This window comes from Candidatus Endolissoclinum faulkneri L2, assembly GCF_000319385.1.
GTDB classification, from domain to species: Bacteria; Pseudomonadota; Alphaproteobacteria; order Thalassobaculales; family Thalassobaculaceae; genus Thalassobaculum; species Thalassobaculum faulkneri.
Window position 1 is genome coordinate 618,120 of the sequence record NC_019566.1, and the last position, 17,979, is coordinate 636,098.

Here is a 17,979-nt window from a genome sequence, read left to right on the forward strand (position 1 = left end):
TTATATATTTTAAATTAAGCCATTTTGAAAATGGCATATTACTTGATCTATGGTTAGGCTAAATAGCGAATTGCCTGAAATTTTATTCGTTGGTACAATAATTAACCTGTTTTATTAGGTTTATTAATTCAATCAGAAATTAGGACTATAAAATAGAACTAATTCGAGATGAGTTTAAAATCACGCTTTTTCACGCTTTACTCTGCCATAGGATCAATAGATCTGTAGTGGTAAGGGTTTTTTACGCTAAAGATCATACCATTTGTTAGGTAGATTTTTTTGTTCGAGCAAACTGCTTTTTGGTAGTTTAAGTAATTTTAACGTATCCTGTTGCGATAGCAAAATAAGACGAATGGGCATTTTACAGTGGTTTCACAATTAAAGAATATTGCTGCTCGCTACGCTTTGGCGCTGTATGAGTTGGCTGACGAACAAAAATCTTTAGATGGCTTAGCCGAAGATTTTACTTCTTTGCGTCACGTAATTGCCGAGAGTCAGGCCTTTGTTTACTTGATTTATTCGCCAATTTTATCTTGTAAAGATCAGACTAAAGGGGTGCTTGCGATTTGTGAAAAATTTTGCGCCAAACAATTAACATCAAATTTTTTGCAAACATTAACCTATAACCGTAGATTATCCGTTTTACCAGAAATTATAAACGCTTATCTTGAAAAGCTAGCACAGCAGCGCGGTGAAGTAGCCGCAGAGGTTATTTCTGCCGTGCCTTTATCCGAAAATGATATCAAGACATTGGCTAATGCTTTGTACAAAAGAGTTGGACAAAAGGCATTATTTGATCTTAAGGTTGATCCATCACTGATAGGTGGTTTGATAGTGCGTGTAGGGTCACGTATGATTGATACTTCACTTCGCACTAAACTGCGTCGTTTGCGTTTTGCTATGAAAGGGTTTAGCTGATGGGAATTCGTGCTTCCGAGATTTCTTCTATCTTAAAGGATCAGATCGCAAACTTTGATATGAGTGCTGAAGTAGCGGAAGTAGGTAGAGTTTTGTCTGTTGGCAGTGGAATTGCGCGCATATACGGTCTTGATCAGGTTCAAGCAGGTGAAATGGTTGAGTTCCCAAATGGCGTTAAAGGTATGGCTTTAAGTCTTGAGTCAGATAATGTCGGTGTCGTGATTTTTAGTGATGACCGTGAAATCAAAGAAGGTGATACTGTAAAACGTACCGGCGCTATAGTGGATGTGCCGGTTGGCATGGGCTTAATTGGTCGTGTTGTTGATGGCTTAGGTAATCCAATTGATGGAAATGGTCCATTGGTGGATGTTAAACGTAAGCGTGTTGAGGTGAAAGCGCCTGGAATTATGTCACGTAAATCTGTACATGAGCCGATGCAAACTGGATTGAAGGCGATCGATATTATGGTTCCAATTGGTCGTGGCCAGCGTGAATTGATTATAGGAGATAGACAGACTGGAAAAACCGCTATCGCCATCGATACTTTCATCAATCAAAAAAGCATCAATGATGCAGCAGGTGAGTGTCAGAGCAAAAAAATGTTCTGTATCTATGTAGCGATTGGTCAGAAACGCTCTACGGTAGCTCATATTGTAAAAACTCTGAAGGATCATGGTGCAATGGACTATTCTATCATTGTCGCTGCTACCGCTTCAGAGCCAGCGCCACTACAGTTCTTGGCCCCTTATGCAGGTTGTGCTATGGGAGAGTTTTTTCGCGATCATGGCATGCATGCTCTAATTGTGTATGATGATCTATCTAAACAAGCGGTTGCTTATCGGCAGATGTCTTTGTTGTTACGGCGCCCACCTGGACGCGAAGCTTATCCGGGAGACGTGTTTTATCTTCATTCTAGGCTGCTTGAGCGTGCAGCAAAATTAAATGATGCTAACGGAGCTGGCTCATTAACTGCTTTGCCCATTATTGAAACTCAGTCAGGTGATGTATCAGCTTATATCCCAACTAATGTTATATCAATAACTGATGGTCAAATCTTTCTTGAGACTGATTTGTTTTATAAAGGAATACGACCTGCGGTTAATGTCGGTCTATCGGTTTCGCGTGTCGGTTCTTCCGCTCAAATCAAAGCAATGCGGCAAATTGCTGGATCTGTTAGGTTGGAACTAGCCCAATATCGCGAGATGGCTGCATTTGCACAGTTTGCTTCTGATCTAGATGCTTCCACTCAGCGTCTTCTTGCTCGTGGAGCTCGTTTGACTGAAATATTGAAACAAGCACAGTTTAATCCGATGCCGGTAGAGAAACAAATAATATCGATTTTTGCTGGTGTTAAAGGCTTTCTTGATAATATTCATATTGCTGATATTAGCCGATTTGAGCAATTACTTTTGTTTGAGATAAATAGCAAAATGCCAAGCATTCTAGAAACTATACGCATTGAGAACGGATTGTCTGATGATACATCAGCTAAACTTGTTTCTTTTATAGGTAAATTTGCTAATAATTTTGTTTAATTGAGCATTTGCTTTGATCTAAGTTGTCTAATATATCTGGAAGAGGATTATGCCTAATCTTAAAGAGCTAAAAGTTAGGATCAACAGCGTTAAATCAACACAAAAGATTACCTCTGCTATGAAGCTTGTTGCGGCATCAAAACTGAAGCATGCCCAAAAGGCTGCTGAGGCTGCACGCCCTTATATTAAGCGTATGGATCGCATGTTTGCTGTCGTGAGATCTAGTTTGTCTAATGATTATGCTCCTAAGTTATTAATTGGCAATGGTCGTGAAGAAGTTCATCTTGTTGTTGTTTTCACCGCTGATCATGGTTTATGCGGTGGGTTTAATTCGTCAATTACGCGTGCGGCAAGATGCAAGATTGATGCGTTAGTCGCGAAGGGCAACACCGTTAAGGTTCTAACTATAGGTCGAAAGGGACATGAGCAACTTTGTCGAACTCATGGCGATAAAATTATCTCATTTAATGAAAATCTTGCTAGTCCTGTATCTAATTTTAAACTAGCAGAAAATATTTGTCACGAGTTAATTAGACGTTACGAAGAAGATGATTTTGATGTAGCGACGTTATTTTTCAATAAATTCCATTCAGTTATAACCCAAATAGTTACTGAGCAAAAAATAATCCCAATTAGCTTGTCGGACTGCAATAATCAAAAAGAAATTAATTCACTGAAGGCTATTTATAAGTTTGAGATGAATGAAGAATCAATTATGTCAGCTATTTTTCCGCGCAATTTAACCGCTCAAATATTTAATTGTTTACTTGAAAATACTACTAGTGAGTATGGTGCGCGGATGACAGCGATGGATGAGGCTGCTAGCAATGCCGAAGATATGCTTAGTAAGTTGACACTTAAATACAATCGTACACGTCAGACCTATATAACTAACGAATTGATCGAGATTATTTCGGGAGCTGAGGCGCTTTAGTGATTTTGAAAGCTTGCACCCGCATTTTAAGCTAAGGAGCTACAAGCATGACAAACAATGCTATCGGTCGAATTCAACAAGTAATAGGTGCTGTGGTTGATGTGCAATTCGATGGTACCTTACCTGCGATAATGAATGCTTTACAAACTAAAAATGGTAGTAATACATTAGTTCTTGAAGTTACCCAACATTTGGGAGAAAATGCTGTTAGAACTATAGCTATGGATGAAACAGAAGGCTTGGTTCGCGGATCCCTTGTAAAAGATACAGGTGCTCCGATTACCGTCCCAGTAGGTCAAGAAACCCTGGGTCGTATTATGAATGTTGTTGGTGATACTGTTGATGGCGGTCCTGCAATTAAGTCTAAGATACGTTATCCAATTCATCGTCATGCTCCAGAATACATCGATCAATCTACTGAAGCAGAGATATTGGTTACTGGTATCAAGGTTATTGACCTACTTGCTCCTTACGCTAAAGGCGGTAAAATTGGCCTATTTGGTGGTGCTGGCGTTGGTAAGACTGTACTTATCATGGAACTTATTAATAATGTAGCTAAGACTCATGGAGGTTATTCGGTATTCGCAGGTGTTGGCGAGCGTACTCGTGAAGGTAATGATCTTTATCACGAGATGGTTGAGTCTGGTGTTATCGTGAAAAATAGTTTGAAATCTAAAGCAGCTCTAGTTTATGGGCAAATGAATGAGCCGCCTGGTGCCCGTGCTCGTGTTGGACTCACTGGTTTAACTATAGCAGAATACTTTCGCGATGAGGAAGGTCAAGATGTTTTATTTTTTGTAGATAATATTTTTCGCTTTACTCAGGCAGGTTCAGAGGTATCAGCGTTGCTCGGTCGTATCCCATCCGCAGTTGGCTATCAACCTACGTTATCTACTGATATGGGTCAGTTGCAAGAGAGGATTACTACAACAAAGAAAGGCTCGATAACTTCTGTACAAGCTATTTACGTGCCTGCCGATGACTTAACCGATCCAGCACCAGCTACATCTTTTACACACCTCGACGCAACTACAGTGTTAAACCGTTCGCTTGCCGAGCTCGGTATATACCCGGCGGTTGATCCGCTTGATTCTACCTCTCAGATGCTGAATCCAAGAATAGTCGGTGATGAGCACTATAATGTCGCACGGCGTGTGCAAGAAGTACTACAGCAATACAAATCGCTGCAAGATATTATTGCTATTTTGGGTATAGACGAGCTATCTGAAGAAGATAAACTTATTGTTACAAGAGCCCGTAAGATTCAACGTTTTTTTAGCCAACCATTTTATGTTGCAGAGGCTTTTACTGGGTCAAAGGGAAAGTTAGTTAATATAAACGATACTATTAGTAGCTTTAAAGCAATAGTTGAAGGTAAGTATGATAGCTTACCGGAGTCAGCTTTCTATATGGTAGGAAATATAGAAGAGGTAATCGAAAAGTCTAAAAAAAATGGTAGCTAGATATGCTCAATAAGATGCTAATTTATTAAGCACAAGTATGATTTTTGATACGATAAAAGGATACTTGGTATGTCTGATACTACGCAATTCGAACTTATTTCCCCTGAGCGAATAATTCTTAGCTGTTCAGCAGAGATGATAGTCGTTCCTGGAACAGCTGGTTATTTTGGTGTTTTACCACGCCACATACCAATAATTTCTACTCTGAGTGCTGGTATGATTGATGTACATAAACATGGTTCTGTGGTTAAACGCATCTTTATCACTGGTGGTCTAGTAGAGGTAACACCAAAACGCTGTACAGTATTAACAGAAGGTGATATATCATTTAATGACAATAATTCTGTTAATTTAGATTAATTTATTGTATAATCTGTTACATCTTTCAGTAAAAAAAGATAATGAAAACTCAATTAGTTTAGTAAGCAAGTTTGCCTAATAAAGGTAGATAACATAAATTTATTTAACAATAAGCAGTAGTAAAATTTTTACGGCTAGTTTTTAGTTCTTTAAATCTATTATGCTGAGATTTTTGAGATTAATAAATCAAAAGCAAAAATTTGATCACTAGGCTGGCATGACTGAAGTGATGTTGATTGCGAACTGCAGTTCATCAATTAGTCTTGTGGTCGAGACGCTAGATCTTTATCTTTGCTCAAAAAAGCAATTTTAAATCAACAATATTTTAGAATATAATTATTGTTGATTTTTAGCATTGATAAAATGCATCTTACGCTACAGAATGCTAACATTTTATCCTGATATCGTATGACTTTTTCTGTAACTCATTTTAAGCTCAAAAATTTTACTTGTTCTTTATTTATAATACACGCATTACAAAATGCGCCGGCTTTGATTAATCTGGTCAATTAGTAATTATAATTACTAATTGACCACTCGATATCTATTTCTTTACCTGGAAGATATAACTTTAATGCTTATTACACTACAAAAGTTTAGATTTATTAATCCCTTCTAAGTGAAGCTGTTACCTCAAACTTTAAGAAAAGCAGTTTTGCTAATATGATTTAGTTAAAATATTATTCCTGCTAAGCGTATTAAAATAATATAATCTTTAACGACAAACTAACTTAATTATTTTTGTAAATAAAGTCTAATCTATCGCTTTAAATTATATATTATGGGTATTTCTTTTATAACATTAAGAATATATTTTTATTATATGATTACTTTGATTAATAAATATAGAGAACAATTCTTGTTTAATTATTGCTAATTTTTGACTATTTGCTTTACTCTAATCTTAGTTGCTGAACGACTATAAAGTATTGTTTATAACGATGAAAAGTATAACATTAAAGCAATATCTCTCAGGCTAAAGCATCAAAAAAAGAGAGATATAGGCTAAGGTTTGTTGATAAGCGATTATTTATTTATTAATTTTTTTCATACAAGCACTTTTAATAAAATATTGCTGTATTGTAATTTGCTTTATCAAAAAACTAACTACTTCACAAGCTATACCAGGAGAAGAGATTATGAAAAAAAACAATACTGAATTATGATATAAATAACATCAGAAGAATTTAATAATAAAAATTACTATTTCTTTAACTAGAGGTAAAAAGAAAGACAAGCAAACTAATTTAAATTAGTCAACTTAATCAATGCCATATTTTAGTTAATTAATGAAAAATCAATTAGTTTGATTTTTCAAGAATAAAATAAAAATCTTTAAACAAAAGAATCATATTGCTTCTTGCTTAAATAACCAATTATTTAGCCGCAGAGTTGGGATAAAAATGATCAACTTGTGTTTGATCAAGATCACCTGCATAAAACATACTATTTGGCAAATACTAAATACTCTTTTCTATTTTATTTATAAATAATTTACTATTTTGTAATTCCTTAGCAGAATCAAGCACCTTACAAAGTATACTGATATTATCTGACAATTAAGGTACATTTTTTCAGTAAATTTCATAATTCCAAAATAGCGCTTTACCAGCAAAGATACCATTTAATGGATTAATTATATTTTTCTGAGACCAATATTCCATTATATACAAAATAGTATATCTAGCCAAAAGGTTTAATCATTCTTCTTTGAAACTTGTACAATAAATTACTGGAGTAAGCTCACTCATAACTCTTCGGTAAGCTGCACGCTTAAATGGCACAATCAATTCAGTAACGCAGTTGATGTCGACCCATTGCCAATCGTCAAACTCTGGATATTCAGTTTGAAGGTTGATATCAATTGTCGTACCAGTAAACTTACAAGCTAACCATTTTTGTATTTGACCTCGCCATTTTTTGTGGACTGTACCTGCTAAGTTAGTTGGAAATTCATAGGCTATCCAGTCCCTGGTTTCAGCAACAATCTCAACCTGCTTGGTACCTATTTCCTCTTCAAGTTCACGTAGACCTGCCTGGTATGGAGTTTCACCTTTATCTATTCCACCTTGAGGCATTTGCCAAGCGTTGTCAATGTCGATGCGCTTGCCAAGAAAAATTTTTTTTTGATCATTAAATAGTACAATACCAATAGATAAACGAAAATCTGTGTGCTCTATCATAAAATACCTAATTTAGTCTGAGGTTGGGCAAAAGATGCTAAAAAAAGCTAAACTAAGGATTGTTGTATCTATATATATCACTAATAGTACATGATTTAGTAGTATGGAGTACATTTTATGACAATGATGTGAACATCTGCTACATTTAAAATAACATTTCATGCATTTAGAGAATATTTATTTCATATTACTTCGTAATTTTCAGAAATGATTTTTACTAATAATTAGATCAGTGTACCTTTGATATAGCCAGTATATTGCTTGTGTTGTGCGCAATAATTTATAAATGTTAATAATTCTTGGTGATCTAACGCTTTATCATCTAACTATGAGAAGATATTTAACAATATTAGTGATTTAGAAAGATATTTGGTTTGTAATATAGATATTATGCTTATTTTTGCTTGATTTAACATTGCTTTCAATGCCCTAAGATGTTCAATCATCGCATGTTTTTTTTTGCTCTTGTTGATGAGAGGATGGAATCAAAGTGGCTTTATATCCGTCAAGCGAGACAGCTAATGTTAGGTTAAAACTTACGGAGCATAAGCAAGTGATTTCTTGTGTGTTTTTTTTCAATCTGAGTATAATTTAACTATAATTTTTTAAATTAACTCGAAACTATCGCGAGATTTTTGCTCAATACAGAGGGACCTAAGGTAGGGATTTAGTTAATCTTTATTAAGTTTCCTATGTTGCTCTGCAAATGGGTAGCCTAATTGCTTTTTATTAATAATAGCTAGTTTAATTCTCTTAAATAATGATAAAAGCATCCAATGTATTCTTAATATTTCAACCTGTTATGCAATATCTTAGCAGTTCTAGGTTAATTTTTTGTTTTTATAATAAGTGCTAATTTATATAAATTAAACTATAAGCTGATCATCTTCCCTAATCAGTTGAATGATGCAGGTCAGATAAATCACGATACTCTACAATGTTTGTATTAATAATATTAAATATTCTTAGTAATAAACTAAGATCTATTTTTTTCGTTAAATCATTCTATAAATATAACTTGCTATACTGAGAAGTCATAGCCCGTCTTGGGTTAATTTTTCGTAATTTTTCAAACTTGATTGCTTCTTTGGTGTAACGCCATCATTTTCAATGGAATTTGATATCGTATTAGATTACATGCTGCAATTAAGTGTACTGGAGTATTCTCCTCATTAACAGCAAAACATTCTACCAAAAACAATATTGACTATAAAATAGTCTTATGTTTTTTAAGTTAAATATTAATCTTGTGGTCATATGACCTCAAATTTTTCTATACTATGCCTCATAGTAAGAATTATACTTTATTGCTATTTATGGCATAATTATTGTTGCTGATTAATTTGATTATTAAAATGGTGTATATCGGATCGATCTATACACAATTGTATTGTGCATGTTGACCTCGTTTTGTATTTTTATTTGTAACAACGAAGAGAAATCTATCATAACACACCATACCTTCTGTGCAGGGCATTAAATATGGTTTCTTCGTCATCAAAAGAGTTGCTGGCTGCTTGATTGATATTTTTGATGAAAAGACTTTTATAGAGCTATTTATACTTTTTGGACTAAGATGCTTTTAAAATTTATTGTTGCTATGAAAAAAAACAATATTATCTTGATAATTATGTATGCTAGAGGTGCTTTAATGGGGATGCAGTAGTTAAAACTTGCGTTGATTAGTCATTTGATTAGTGTTATATCACGAATGTGTTGAATTATTTGATAAATTTTATCTTAAACAATTCTGCAAATAAAAATAAGTACTCAATTTTTATTCAAATTAATATGGTATTTCTCATAGCGCTCTTTAAACTTAGATTAATTATTAAAAGCAGCCAATACTACTAATACGATAATTGATAAATTATACAATAATGATTAAATAATTTCAATGTCTGTACAAAAGAATGTTAATTAATTTTTTACAGCAAAGCTCTTTTTACAGATTTCTATTTATAGTTAATTATCTGACATAAACATCATAAAAACAATGAGCGTCTATTAGGTATTAGTTTCTAGCGCATAGATTTAAATTATAGTCCATTTGCGATTGATGATATTGCTCACACTCTATCTCTAAACTAGAATATCTTTTTTTTTTAAAACAATTAACTCAATGTACAAAAAAATAATGGGTTGCTTTTAGTTAGCAAGTTATAGTTAAATATCTATAAAATAATATTTAGCAGAATTTTTATATAGAAAAAGATTTTTAATATCTATGAAATAAAATTCACAATTATATAGAATAATTCTAATATAATTATTAATTTAAGCAAATAATAATTAGATTCTTAATCTTTATTCAATTATATTGATCGCATATTGTTATATGCACCGATTATCGATAAAGTGTTGTTTATACTTTGGTGTACTGTCCTATTAGGACAGTAAGCTGCATTTTTTAATATGCTTAATTTTGATACTAACGAATACTTAATCATTAGAGTACTTTAGTATTCTATAAGAAAGTATTTAAACTTTATGTCTTAGGTTAATAATTCAGTATGGTTATCAGCAATATTCATAAAATAATTTAATTTTTAATCGTCTATAGCTTTAAACAAGCTAGTTAATGCTATTGGCAGATTGACAATTAAACCTATACTTAATAAGTACATTAATCTTTATGTATAATTTAAATTGATTATTCCATATATTGCTTTTGTATCTAAATAAATAGAAGCTAAATCTAATAATGCATTGTTTTAAATCTCCATTTACCCTCTTTGCTAACGAACAAAACCTATTAAAATCTGCACTTATTAAATATTCTAATATTAATGCTAGGTTATAAAGATAGAACGCTGATTACCTAACTTTATTTAATCAATTACTTCTCTAAGTATAATGATTTTCTAGACCTTAGAGAATATTTTTGCTATTCAATCTAATCTGTAATTAAAGCTAATTGGAAATTAATTAGTATTAATTACATTTTATCTAGTATATAAATTATTTTACAATATACATTAATGTATTATTTTGATAATCAAGATAAACTAAGTAATTTAATTTTAATAATAAAATTACTTAGTTTATCAGTTTTTAACTGTTAGGATGAGATAATTGATCTCAATCTGAGATTGAGAATTGCATAAGATTCATGGCGAGATAGAAAATATTATTGGTTTTTCTCTTTAGACTAAACTGTTATTTTTATCTTGTAAGGATAAATTAAGTTTGATGATTTACTTAGTACTAAATATACTAGGTTTATTATTCTTGATTTATGCGTTTAGAAAGTATGGCTTGAATTACTGGTTTTATATATATAAAAAAAGAATTACGGTTGCTTTTACTAAAGAATTTTAAAAATTCCGGCTTATCAAATAAAAAAGATCAATACGTTATTATCTTACGTTCTACGTAAAATTTACTTAAATTATATTTATAAATATAAAAATAATACATATAGTTATATTTTACTTTAGTAATTTATATGGAGCAATGCTCTATACTAAATGGATAATTACATAAAGGACAACAGTTAGTTAAATGCTAGATATTTTTGTATACAGTTATCTTGATGATTGTCATAAGATTATTGTGATTTAGTAACAAATATTAATCCTCGCGCTGAGGGGGTCTATGCTTAATCTACAATCGACAATAACTTAAATCTCATTTAGGAGATTGCAATTAACTATTAGTTGTCGCACTGCAATCAATTTGCAACACTAAAACAATATCGCTAGCTAGATATTGTTTTCCCACCATGCCAATGTAATTGACATATATCTATCTAGAGGACAGCTGTTATAGTATATGCAAAAAAAACTTTTAGGCCACTAATTTTTACTATTTGGTTTTAATAAATTATGATTTTCGTATCAAATTTCAGCAACATCAGCTAATTACTAGTGCGATCAATTCTTAATTAAAACAATATTGTAGATCAGTATTCATTTAATCGAGTAATTGGTTGCCTAATGTAGGGTATCGCAAGACGATAGATGGCTTTAACAACTATAACATTAGCCGCTTATTGATGAACTATTATTTAATAGAAGGCTGTTATATACAATGAAATGTATTGATAAATTAGTTGATAATCTTGCTATTGGCATGTCGTCTGCTTTTTTGTGCTCTGATAGCTAATGTAACTGGAGAAATTTATGTTTGATTTAAGCGACAAGATCGCTTTGGTGACTGGAGCGACCGGCGGTATTGGTTTTGCTATCGCCGAAAATCTGCATAGACAAGGTGCTCATGTGGTACTGTCTGGGACTCGTCAGATAGTATTAGAGGAAAAAGCAGCCGCGCTAGGTAATCGTGTATCTATAGTCTTCTGTAATTTGGGTGACTCTGATGCTGTGGATGGGTTACCAAAGGCAGCTGAAGCAACTGTCGGTGCACCCGTAGATATTTTGATAAATAACGCTGGCATTACTCGCGATCAAATGCTGATACGTATGAAGGATGAAGATTGGGACCAAGTAATTGCTATCAATTTAACTTCGGGCTTTCGTTTATCCAGAAATTTAATCCGCAGTATGATAAGAAAGCGTTGGGGTCGGATTATCAGCATTTCGTCAATTGTCGGTGCAACAGGAAATCCTGGTCAGGCAAATTACGCTGCTGCTAAGGCGGGCGTGGTTGGTTTTTCTAAAGCACTGGCCGCAGAAGTGGCAAGTCGAGGTGTAACTGTAAACGTCGTAGCCCCAGGACTTATTGCTACTGCGATGACTGATGCGCTTCCATATGAGCAAAAGGAGAAACTTTTGGAAAGCATTCCTGCTGGCCGATTAGGTACAACGGATGACATTGCGGCTTCTGTGCTTTATTTAGCTAGTGAAGAAGCTGGTTATGTCACTGGTGCTACCATTCATGTTAATGGTGGAATGGCGATGTTGTAAAGTAATTGCAATTGGCTTGTAAAAAAATTGAGTTTTCTGGTCTTTAGCAAAAAAAACTTATCTTACAGCCCGCTGATCCAAATATCGCTAGTTGTTCGAATTTTACGCTGGGGCGGATAACTAAGTGGTAAAAGCTCTAGTAATATAGATAAATCAGAGGTTTAGGTTATGATTGACGTTTCTGAGAGAGTTAAAAAGATCGTCGTTGAACATTTAGGTGTTGACGAGACAAAGGTAACAGAAGATGCCAGTTTTATTGATGATCTAGGCGCCGATAGTTTGGATACCGTTGAGCTAGTCATGGCCTTTGAGGAAGAGTTTTCTTGCGAAATTCCAGACGATGCTGCTGAAAAAATTTTAAATGTCAAAGACGCAATCGACTTCATTAAAAGTCAGGAAGGTTGATTCGACTGTTAAAGCCTAGAGCTTTATCGTCTACTCGCTTCATGAAGTTGTAAATGAATGATGTAATGCGACGCGTCGTCATCACCGGTCTCGGGATAGTTAGTCCGTTGGGGTGCGGTGTTGAAACCAACTGGGATCGTCTGATGGCCGGTAAATCCGGCATCAAGGCAATCAGTAGTTTTGACGTTTCTGATTTGTCAGCAAAAATTGCCGGTATGGTCCCCGCAGGAACTAAGGATGAGGGTGGTTTTGATCCATTGGATTGGGTGGAACTTAAAGAGCAGCGCAAGATTGATCGTTTTATTTTATTTGGTTTAGTGGCTGCACAACAGGCCATTGAAGATTCTGGATGGCAACCAACAGATGCCAAGAGTCAGGAACGAACAGGGGTAATGATCGGTTCCGGCATTGGAGGATTAACAACCATCGCTGATGCTGCTGTCCTGTTACAGGAGCGCGGCCCGCGGCGGATTAGCCCATTTTTTATTCCGGCTGCACTGATCAACTTGGTCTCTGGTCATGTCTCCATTAAGTACGGTTTTAAAGGGCCAAACCATTCAGTGGTGACTGCTTGCGCCACAGGGGCTCATGCTATCGGCGATGCGGCACGGATAATTGCTTTGGATGATGCTGACGTTATGGTTGCGGGCGGAGCAGAAGCTGCGATTGGTCGACTTGGTTTGGCTGGCTTTGCAGCTGCTCGTTCCTTGTCTACTGGTTATAATGATACACCTGAAGAGGCATCACGTCCTTGGGATGAGGGGCGTGATGGTTTTGTGATGGGGGAAGGGTCTGGAGTGGTTTTGCTTGAAGAGTACGAGCACGCTAAAAAGCGTGATGCGACTATTTATGCTGAATTGATTGGTTATGGATTATCTGCTGATGCTTATCACATAACCGCTCCATCTTATGCTGGGGATGGAGGATTTAGAGCTATGAAGGCTGCATTGAAGCGAGCGAAGATATCACCGTATCAGATTGATTATATTAATGCTCACGGCACCTCTACGCCTTTGGGTGATGCTACCGAATTTAGAGCAGTGAAGCGTCTATTTGGTGATGCCGCTGCTACCGTTTCCATGTCATCTACCAAATCAGCAATTGGGCACTTGCTAGGTGCTGCCGGCGCAGTGGAGGCAATTTACTCAGTATTGTCGATTCGTGATCAAGTTGTACCTCCTACATTAAACATGAATAATCCTTCTAAGGGAATTTATGGTATGGATTTAGTACCGAATGAGGCACGCGAACGTCCAGTCCGTACTGCTTTATCAAATTCCTTTGGTTTTGGTGGTACTAATGCTTCTCTTATTTTTTCTAAAGTGTTGTGATTAAGCGAGCAAAAAATGATAGCAGGCTATTTTTTTTAGCATGGATTTTGTTCTCGTTGGCATTTTTTACTAGAGTCGCTTTCTGGTTTTGGACTGAATTTACTCAACCTGGCCCTCTTATTGCTAAAACTAATGTCGTTATTCCTGTTGGTTCAAGCATTAAGGCAATTGCTTGCAGACTCATGGAAGCGGGGGTGATTAGTCATATTAGTGTATTTGCGTTAGTAGCTGAAGTAACTGGTAAGGCTGGAATCTTAAAAGCTGGTGAATTTGCTTTTCCCGCCGCCGTTAGCCAACAAAGTGTATTTGAAATTTTAGAAAGAGGAATAGCGGTCGTTCATCATCTAACTGTGGCAGAGGGGCTTTCTAGTATTCAGGTAGTAGCCATAATAAACGCAACTGAAGGGTTGAATGGCGAAATTCATGATATTCCATTGGAAGGAACACTATTACCTGAAACTTATTATTACGCTTATGGCGATAAAAGAGCCGATACTGTTAATCGCATGCGTATTGCGATGGATAAGAAGGTCCATGACTTGTGGAAAAAACGTGACCAAAATTTACCAATAGCCAATCCTAAGGAAGCTTTAATACTGGCTTCTATTGTAGAAAAGGAGACAAAGGTAGAGGCTGAGCGACCGCTGGTAGCAAGCGTCTTTGTTAATCGTTTAAAATTTGGCATGCGGTTACAGGCAGATACTACTGTAGTTTATGGCATTTCAAGGGGTAAATATTTCAGTCGCCCGCTCAATAAAAGCGATTTAAGAGAACAGACTCCATATAATACTTATATCATCGCTGGCTTACCACCTGGGCCTATAGCTAATCCAGGAGTAGCTTCTATAGTAGCTGTGCTACAGCCTGCAAAAACAGATTATCTTTATTTCGTTGCAGATGGTACTGGTGGACATGCATTCTCCAATACTTTAGTTGGGCACAACCGTAATGTTCGTGATTGGCGAAAACAGCAAAAGAAAAACATTTAGCATACGGCTTATATAATTATTATAATGCGAAATTATCTTGGATTGACCATCAAATGCTTGCCTCTTTTTGGAGAGAAATAATACATACTAAATTTATTAATCAATATATAATGTTTAGGGTTATACTTCAGTAAACTAAAAGGCTAAATCTTGCTTGTAATGTGCGAAGATTTCCTTGTTTACCATTATGCTTTGCTGATCTTAACAAGATCTTATCATTAATTGATAACAATTTTTGCTGAGCTGTTATTATTACATTTTTACAAGCAAGTCTACAACAAAAGCAGCGCAATTCATTATTGAAGTTTTATTAACCATGTTATTGTGTAAATAATTAATATTCTTAATATTATGCTAAATTAATTTAGCCTTTTTAAGATAATTTGTTATATTTTTAATGTCTTTGAGATTTTCTAGCAACTATAATTTAACAATTAACGATTATATGATTATTATCGCTAGAAGTAATGTTAACAAAAAAGTATTGATGTACTATCATCAATATTTTTTACGTAATTGCACCAAGTATAAAATATCGCTTTACTGTTTTACAAAGTATAGTTGGTTTATTGGATAAGCAATGATTTAAGGCAATAAGCATGCATTGATGAACTGATCATATAAAGCAATACAGTTAATTTCTTTATAATTATTCATAAATCTTGTTACTTTTAATAAGTAAATAGTTTTGTTGTACTTTTTTGGAGGATTAATCTGTAGTTAATGCAATTAATGCAATATTTAATATTATTAATTGGGAGATTTTTATTCAATGATTACTAGACGCGGGCTAATGCTTGTTCTTTCTTCCCCTTCTGGCGCCGGTAAAACTTCTATTGCTCGCAAACTTATGGAGAGTGAATATGACATCTCTATGTCGATTTCTGTAACCACCCGATCACCACGGCCTGGTGAAGTGCACGGTCTTGATTATTTTTTTATTAGTCTTACAGAATTTCAAGTTATGGTTAGTCGTAATGATTTGTTAGAGCATGCTAAGGTTTTCGGCAATTACTACGGCACTCCACGCAAGGCAGTAGAAGCAACACTTGAAAGCGGTAAGGATATTTTATTTGATATTGACTGGCAAGGAGTGCAACAACTTGAAGCTAATACAACAGCGGACTTGGTAAGTATTTTTATTTTACCACCTTCTAGTAGTGAGTTGGAAGGCCGTCTTCTTACTCGTGCTCAAGATAGCAAAGCTGTTGTTACTCAGCGGATGGCTAATGCAGTTAATGAGCTTAGCCATTATCAAAAATACGAATACGTAATTATCAATGACGATATTGATGTCAGTGTGAATAATATTCATATGATTCTTAGTGCTGAACGCTTAAAGCGAGAACGATCGGTAGGACTGAAAGAATTTGTTAAGATCCTAAGTGAAGAGAAGGAATTATCTCAAACTGTGTAAATATTAATATGAGATATTATAATTAAGCTCAAAGCGTTTTCTATTAGAAGATTAATACTTTTGTTTTTTTGAATAAAAATTCATGTTTTTTAATAAACTATTAATTACAAATAATTATTTAATACTTAATATTTTATGTAGTTCAATTTTTACTCAAATATTAATTTTACGCTGGTTAGAAGGAGATCTAGAAATTCTTTTTTGTGACAAGGAATAATATAGTATTTACTAATTATAAGTATCTGCCTTCAATAATAACAACAATTATGTGCAACATACATAACATTTCTTCATTTACTGTACAAGTTGCTGATTGGTTATTTTTTAATTCACAGCGATTATAAAATAAATCAAGTAATTGCTGAGATAAACTAAATACATTAGTAAATTAAGGCTAAGCCTAATTTAACAAAATATTCAGCATGCCAAATATTAAATAAACATTAATTTATTAATTGTTGCATAAAACTGTATTTTTAGTATTTATATTACAGAGCATAATTTAACGCGTTTAATATATGATTATTAGTAAATATTATCTAATCACTAATTAATAATAAAAATAAAATACAGAGAAGATAAATTGAATTAAAATATACTTAATTTGCTAGATAAATTAAGATGCACTGAATTTAATCATGATTAAATTCAGTATTTTTAAGTTTTTTTTAAAAATTAAATGTTAAATTGTCCTAAAAAAACTAGAAAATCAAGATAGAGTATTTAAGTTAAAATGTTTAAACATATTTTTTCTAGCTAAATGCTGGTATTTTGTATAATCAAAATTTATCTCCTAAGTATCTTTATTATAAAGATCGGTAATAATAATGTTCTTTTGTTGTAATGATAATTATTCGAATATTATTAATACCAATTCGCGATTGATTAGAGAAAATACGCAGATATAGTCCGTTAAATCGAATTTAAGTTATACTTAAATTACAACTGATTATATGTTAGAGGATAGATTTTAACGTAACAAGTTGTTGAATAAATTAAAGAAATTCGCATGAAACATAAATCTACTAGACTCGTTTTTTTGTTACATATGTTTTAGAACAGTAAGGACAGATCACTTTATGTTTTTCTTTAGCAATTTCCAGAAATATACGAGGATGACCCATTAGCTCGTCACCTCCATCGCATGTTACCGAGTATCCGGTTACTTCGATAGTTTCAAACGCACAATTGTTTATTTCTATCATTGCTCATCCTTTACCTTTTAAGTAGAAAATAATTAATCTTACTTACGGTCACTGATCGTGTAAGATTTTACTGCTATACTGTTAATTAAGTAAAAGTTAATAAGTTTTTTTATTGAGAATTGGATATATATTTTGCATCTTGCTTACCGTATTTTTAACTTAATAATGTTTAGTAAAGCTTAAAGAATTGTTATGCACATTGAAATCAAACTATAAATATAAATCCTAGCATTAAAAAAGCAAAGCTGCAATTGGTAGCAATTTCCTTGTGCGAATTCACAAGCAATATAAATTATAGATTTTCTATATAAAGAAACAGCCAATTATTATAAATAACATTTTGATTAAAAAGTAATTACTATTTGATAATAATA

The 17,979-nt window shown here is 33.8% G+C and carries 12 protein-coding genes; 10 read left to right on the forward strand and 2 right to left on the reverse strand.

Features of this window, described 5'->3' with window-relative positions:
* Positions 1-366: 366 nt before the first annotated feature.
* The 5 genes from A1OE_RS01910 (at position 367) to atpC (ending at position 5,210) form a co-directional block, all read left to right on the forward strand.
* Positions 367-918 carry a F0F1 ATP synthase subunit delta gene (locus tag A1OE_RS01910; RefSeq protein WP_015088359.1) on the forward strand — a complete coding sequence of 184 codons (552 nt, stop codon included), beginning with the start codon at positions 367-369 and terminating at the stop codon, positions 916-918.
* Positions 918-2,453 (forward strand): F0F1 ATP synthase subunit alpha, encoded by a 1,536-nt coding sequence (gene atpA / locus A1OE_RS01915; RefSeq protein WP_015088360.1) that lies wholly within the window; start codon positions 918-920, stop codon positions 2,451-2,453. Before A1OE_RS01910 ends, atpA begins: the two co-directional genes overlap by 1 nt.
* 49 nt (positions 2,454-2,502) lie before the next feature.
* On the forward strand, positions 2,503-3,387 hold the full coding sequence (locus A1OE_RS01920; protein ID WP_015088361.1) for a F0F1 ATP synthase subunit gamma: 885 nt from the start codon (positions 2,503-2,505) through the stop codon (positions 3,385-3,387).
* Positions 3,388-3,434: 47 nt separating this feature from the next.
* Positions 3,435-4,850, forward strand: coding sequence for a F0F1 ATP synthase subunit beta (atpD, locus tag A1OE_RS01925; protein ID WP_015088362.1), 1,416 nt, complete (start codon positions 3,435-3,437; stop codon positions 4,848-4,850).
* Between the two features lie 69 nt (positions 4,851-4,919).
* Entirely contained in the window at positions 4,920-5,210 is a 291-nt protein-coding gene (gene atpC / locus A1OE_RS01930) for an ATP synthase F1 subunit epsilon (protein WP_015088363.1), read from the forward strand.
* Between the two features lie 1,700 nt (positions 5,211-6,910).
* Here atpC and A1OE_RS01935 read toward each other — a convergent pair.
* Positions 6,911-7,393 (reverse strand): RNA pyrophosphohydrolase, encoded by a 483-nt coding sequence (locus A1OE_RS01935; RefSeq protein ID WP_015088366.1) that lies wholly within the window; start codon positions 7,391-7,393, stop codon positions 6,911-6,913.
* Positions 7,394-11,517: 4,124 nt separating this feature from the next.
* Here A1OE_RS01935 and fabG point away from each other — a divergent pair.
* From fabG to gmk, 5 genes are all read left to right on the forward strand, one after another.
* On the forward strand, positions 11,518-12,258 hold the full coding sequence (fabG, locus tag A1OE_RS01940; RefSeq protein WP_015088373.1) for a 3-oxoacyl-[acyl-carrier-protein] reductase: 741 nt from the start codon (positions 11,518-11,520) through the stop codon (positions 12,256-12,258).
* Between the two features lie 168 nt (positions 12,259-12,426).
* Positions 12,427-12,663 (forward strand): acyl carrier protein, encoded by a 237-nt coding sequence (locus A1OE_RS01945; protein ID WP_015088374.1) that lies wholly within the window; start codon positions 12,427-12,429, stop codon positions 12,661-12,663.
* 65 nt (positions 12,664-12,728) lie between these two features.
* Positions 12,729-13,994, forward strand: a complete 1,266-nt coding sequence (gene fabF / locus A1OE_RS01950; RefSeq protein ID WP_015088375.1) for a beta-ketoacyl-ACP synthase II — start codon at positions 12,729-12,731, stop codon at positions 13,992-13,994.
* Entirely contained in the window at positions 13,991-14,983 is a 993-nt protein-coding gene (gene mltG, locus A1OE_RS01955) for an endolytic transglycosylase MltG (protein WP_015088376.1), read from the forward strand. The genes fabF and mltG overlap by 4 nt, the downstream gene beginning before the upstream one ends.
* 772 nt (positions 14,984-15,755) lie before the next feature.
* Positions 15,756-16,400 carry a guanylate kinase gene (gmk, locus tag A1OE_RS01960; RefSeq protein ID WP_015088380.1) on the forward strand — a complete coding sequence of 215 codons (645 nt, stop codon included), beginning with the start codon at positions 15,756-15,758 and terminating at the stop codon, positions 16,398-16,400.
* Positions 16,401-17,425: 1,025 nt separating this feature from the next.
* On the opposite strand, the gene A1OE_RS01965 is transcribed toward gmk, so the two are convergent.
* On the reverse strand, positions 17,426-17,605 hold the full coding sequence (locus A1OE_RS01965; RefSeq protein WP_015088383.1) for a zinc-finger domain-containing protein: 180 nt from the start codon (positions 17,603-17,605) through the stop codon (positions 17,426-17,428).
* Positions 17,606-17,979: the final 374 nt, after the last annotated feature.

Bases quoted from the DNA above. Each gene is read 5' to 3' on its own strand.
- atpA (WP_015088360.1), top strand. From the start codon at position 918: ATGGGAATTCGTGCTTCCGAGATTTCTTCTATCTTAAAGGATCAGATC.
- A1OE_RS01920 (WP_015088361.1), top strand. From the start codon at position 2,503: ATGCCTAATCTTAAAGAGCTAAAAGTTAGGATCAACAGCGTTAAATCA.
- atpD (WP_015088362.1), top strand. From the start codon at position 3,435: ATGACAAACAATGCTATCGGTCGAATTCAACAAGTAATAGGTGCTGTG.
- atpC (WP_015088363.1), top strand. From the start codon at position 4,920: ATGTCTGATACTACGCAATTCGAACTTATTTCCCCTGAGCGAATAATT.
- A1OE_RS01935 (WP_015088366.1), bottom strand. From the start codon at position 7,393: ATGATAGAGCACACAGATTTTCGTTTATCTATTGGTATTGTACTATTT.
- fabG (WP_015088373.1), top strand. From the start codon at position 11,518: ATGTTTGATTTAAGCGACAAGATCGCTTTGGTGACTGGAGCGACCGGC.
- A1OE_RS01945 (WP_015088374.1), top strand. From the start codon at position 12,427: ATGATTGACGTTTCTGAGAGAGTTAAAAAGATCGTCGTTGAACATTTA.
- fabF (WP_015088375.1), top strand. From the start codon at position 12,729: ATGCGACGCGTCGTCATCACCGGTCTCGGGATAGTTAGTCCGTTGGGG.
- gmk (WP_015088380.1), top strand. From the start codon at position 15,756: ATGATTACTAGACGCGGGCTAATGCTTGTTCTTTCTTCCCCTTCTGGC.
- A1OE_RS01965 (WP_015088383.1), bottom strand. From the start codon at position 17,605: ATGATAGAAATAAACAATTGTGCGTTTGAAACTATCGAAGTAACCGGA.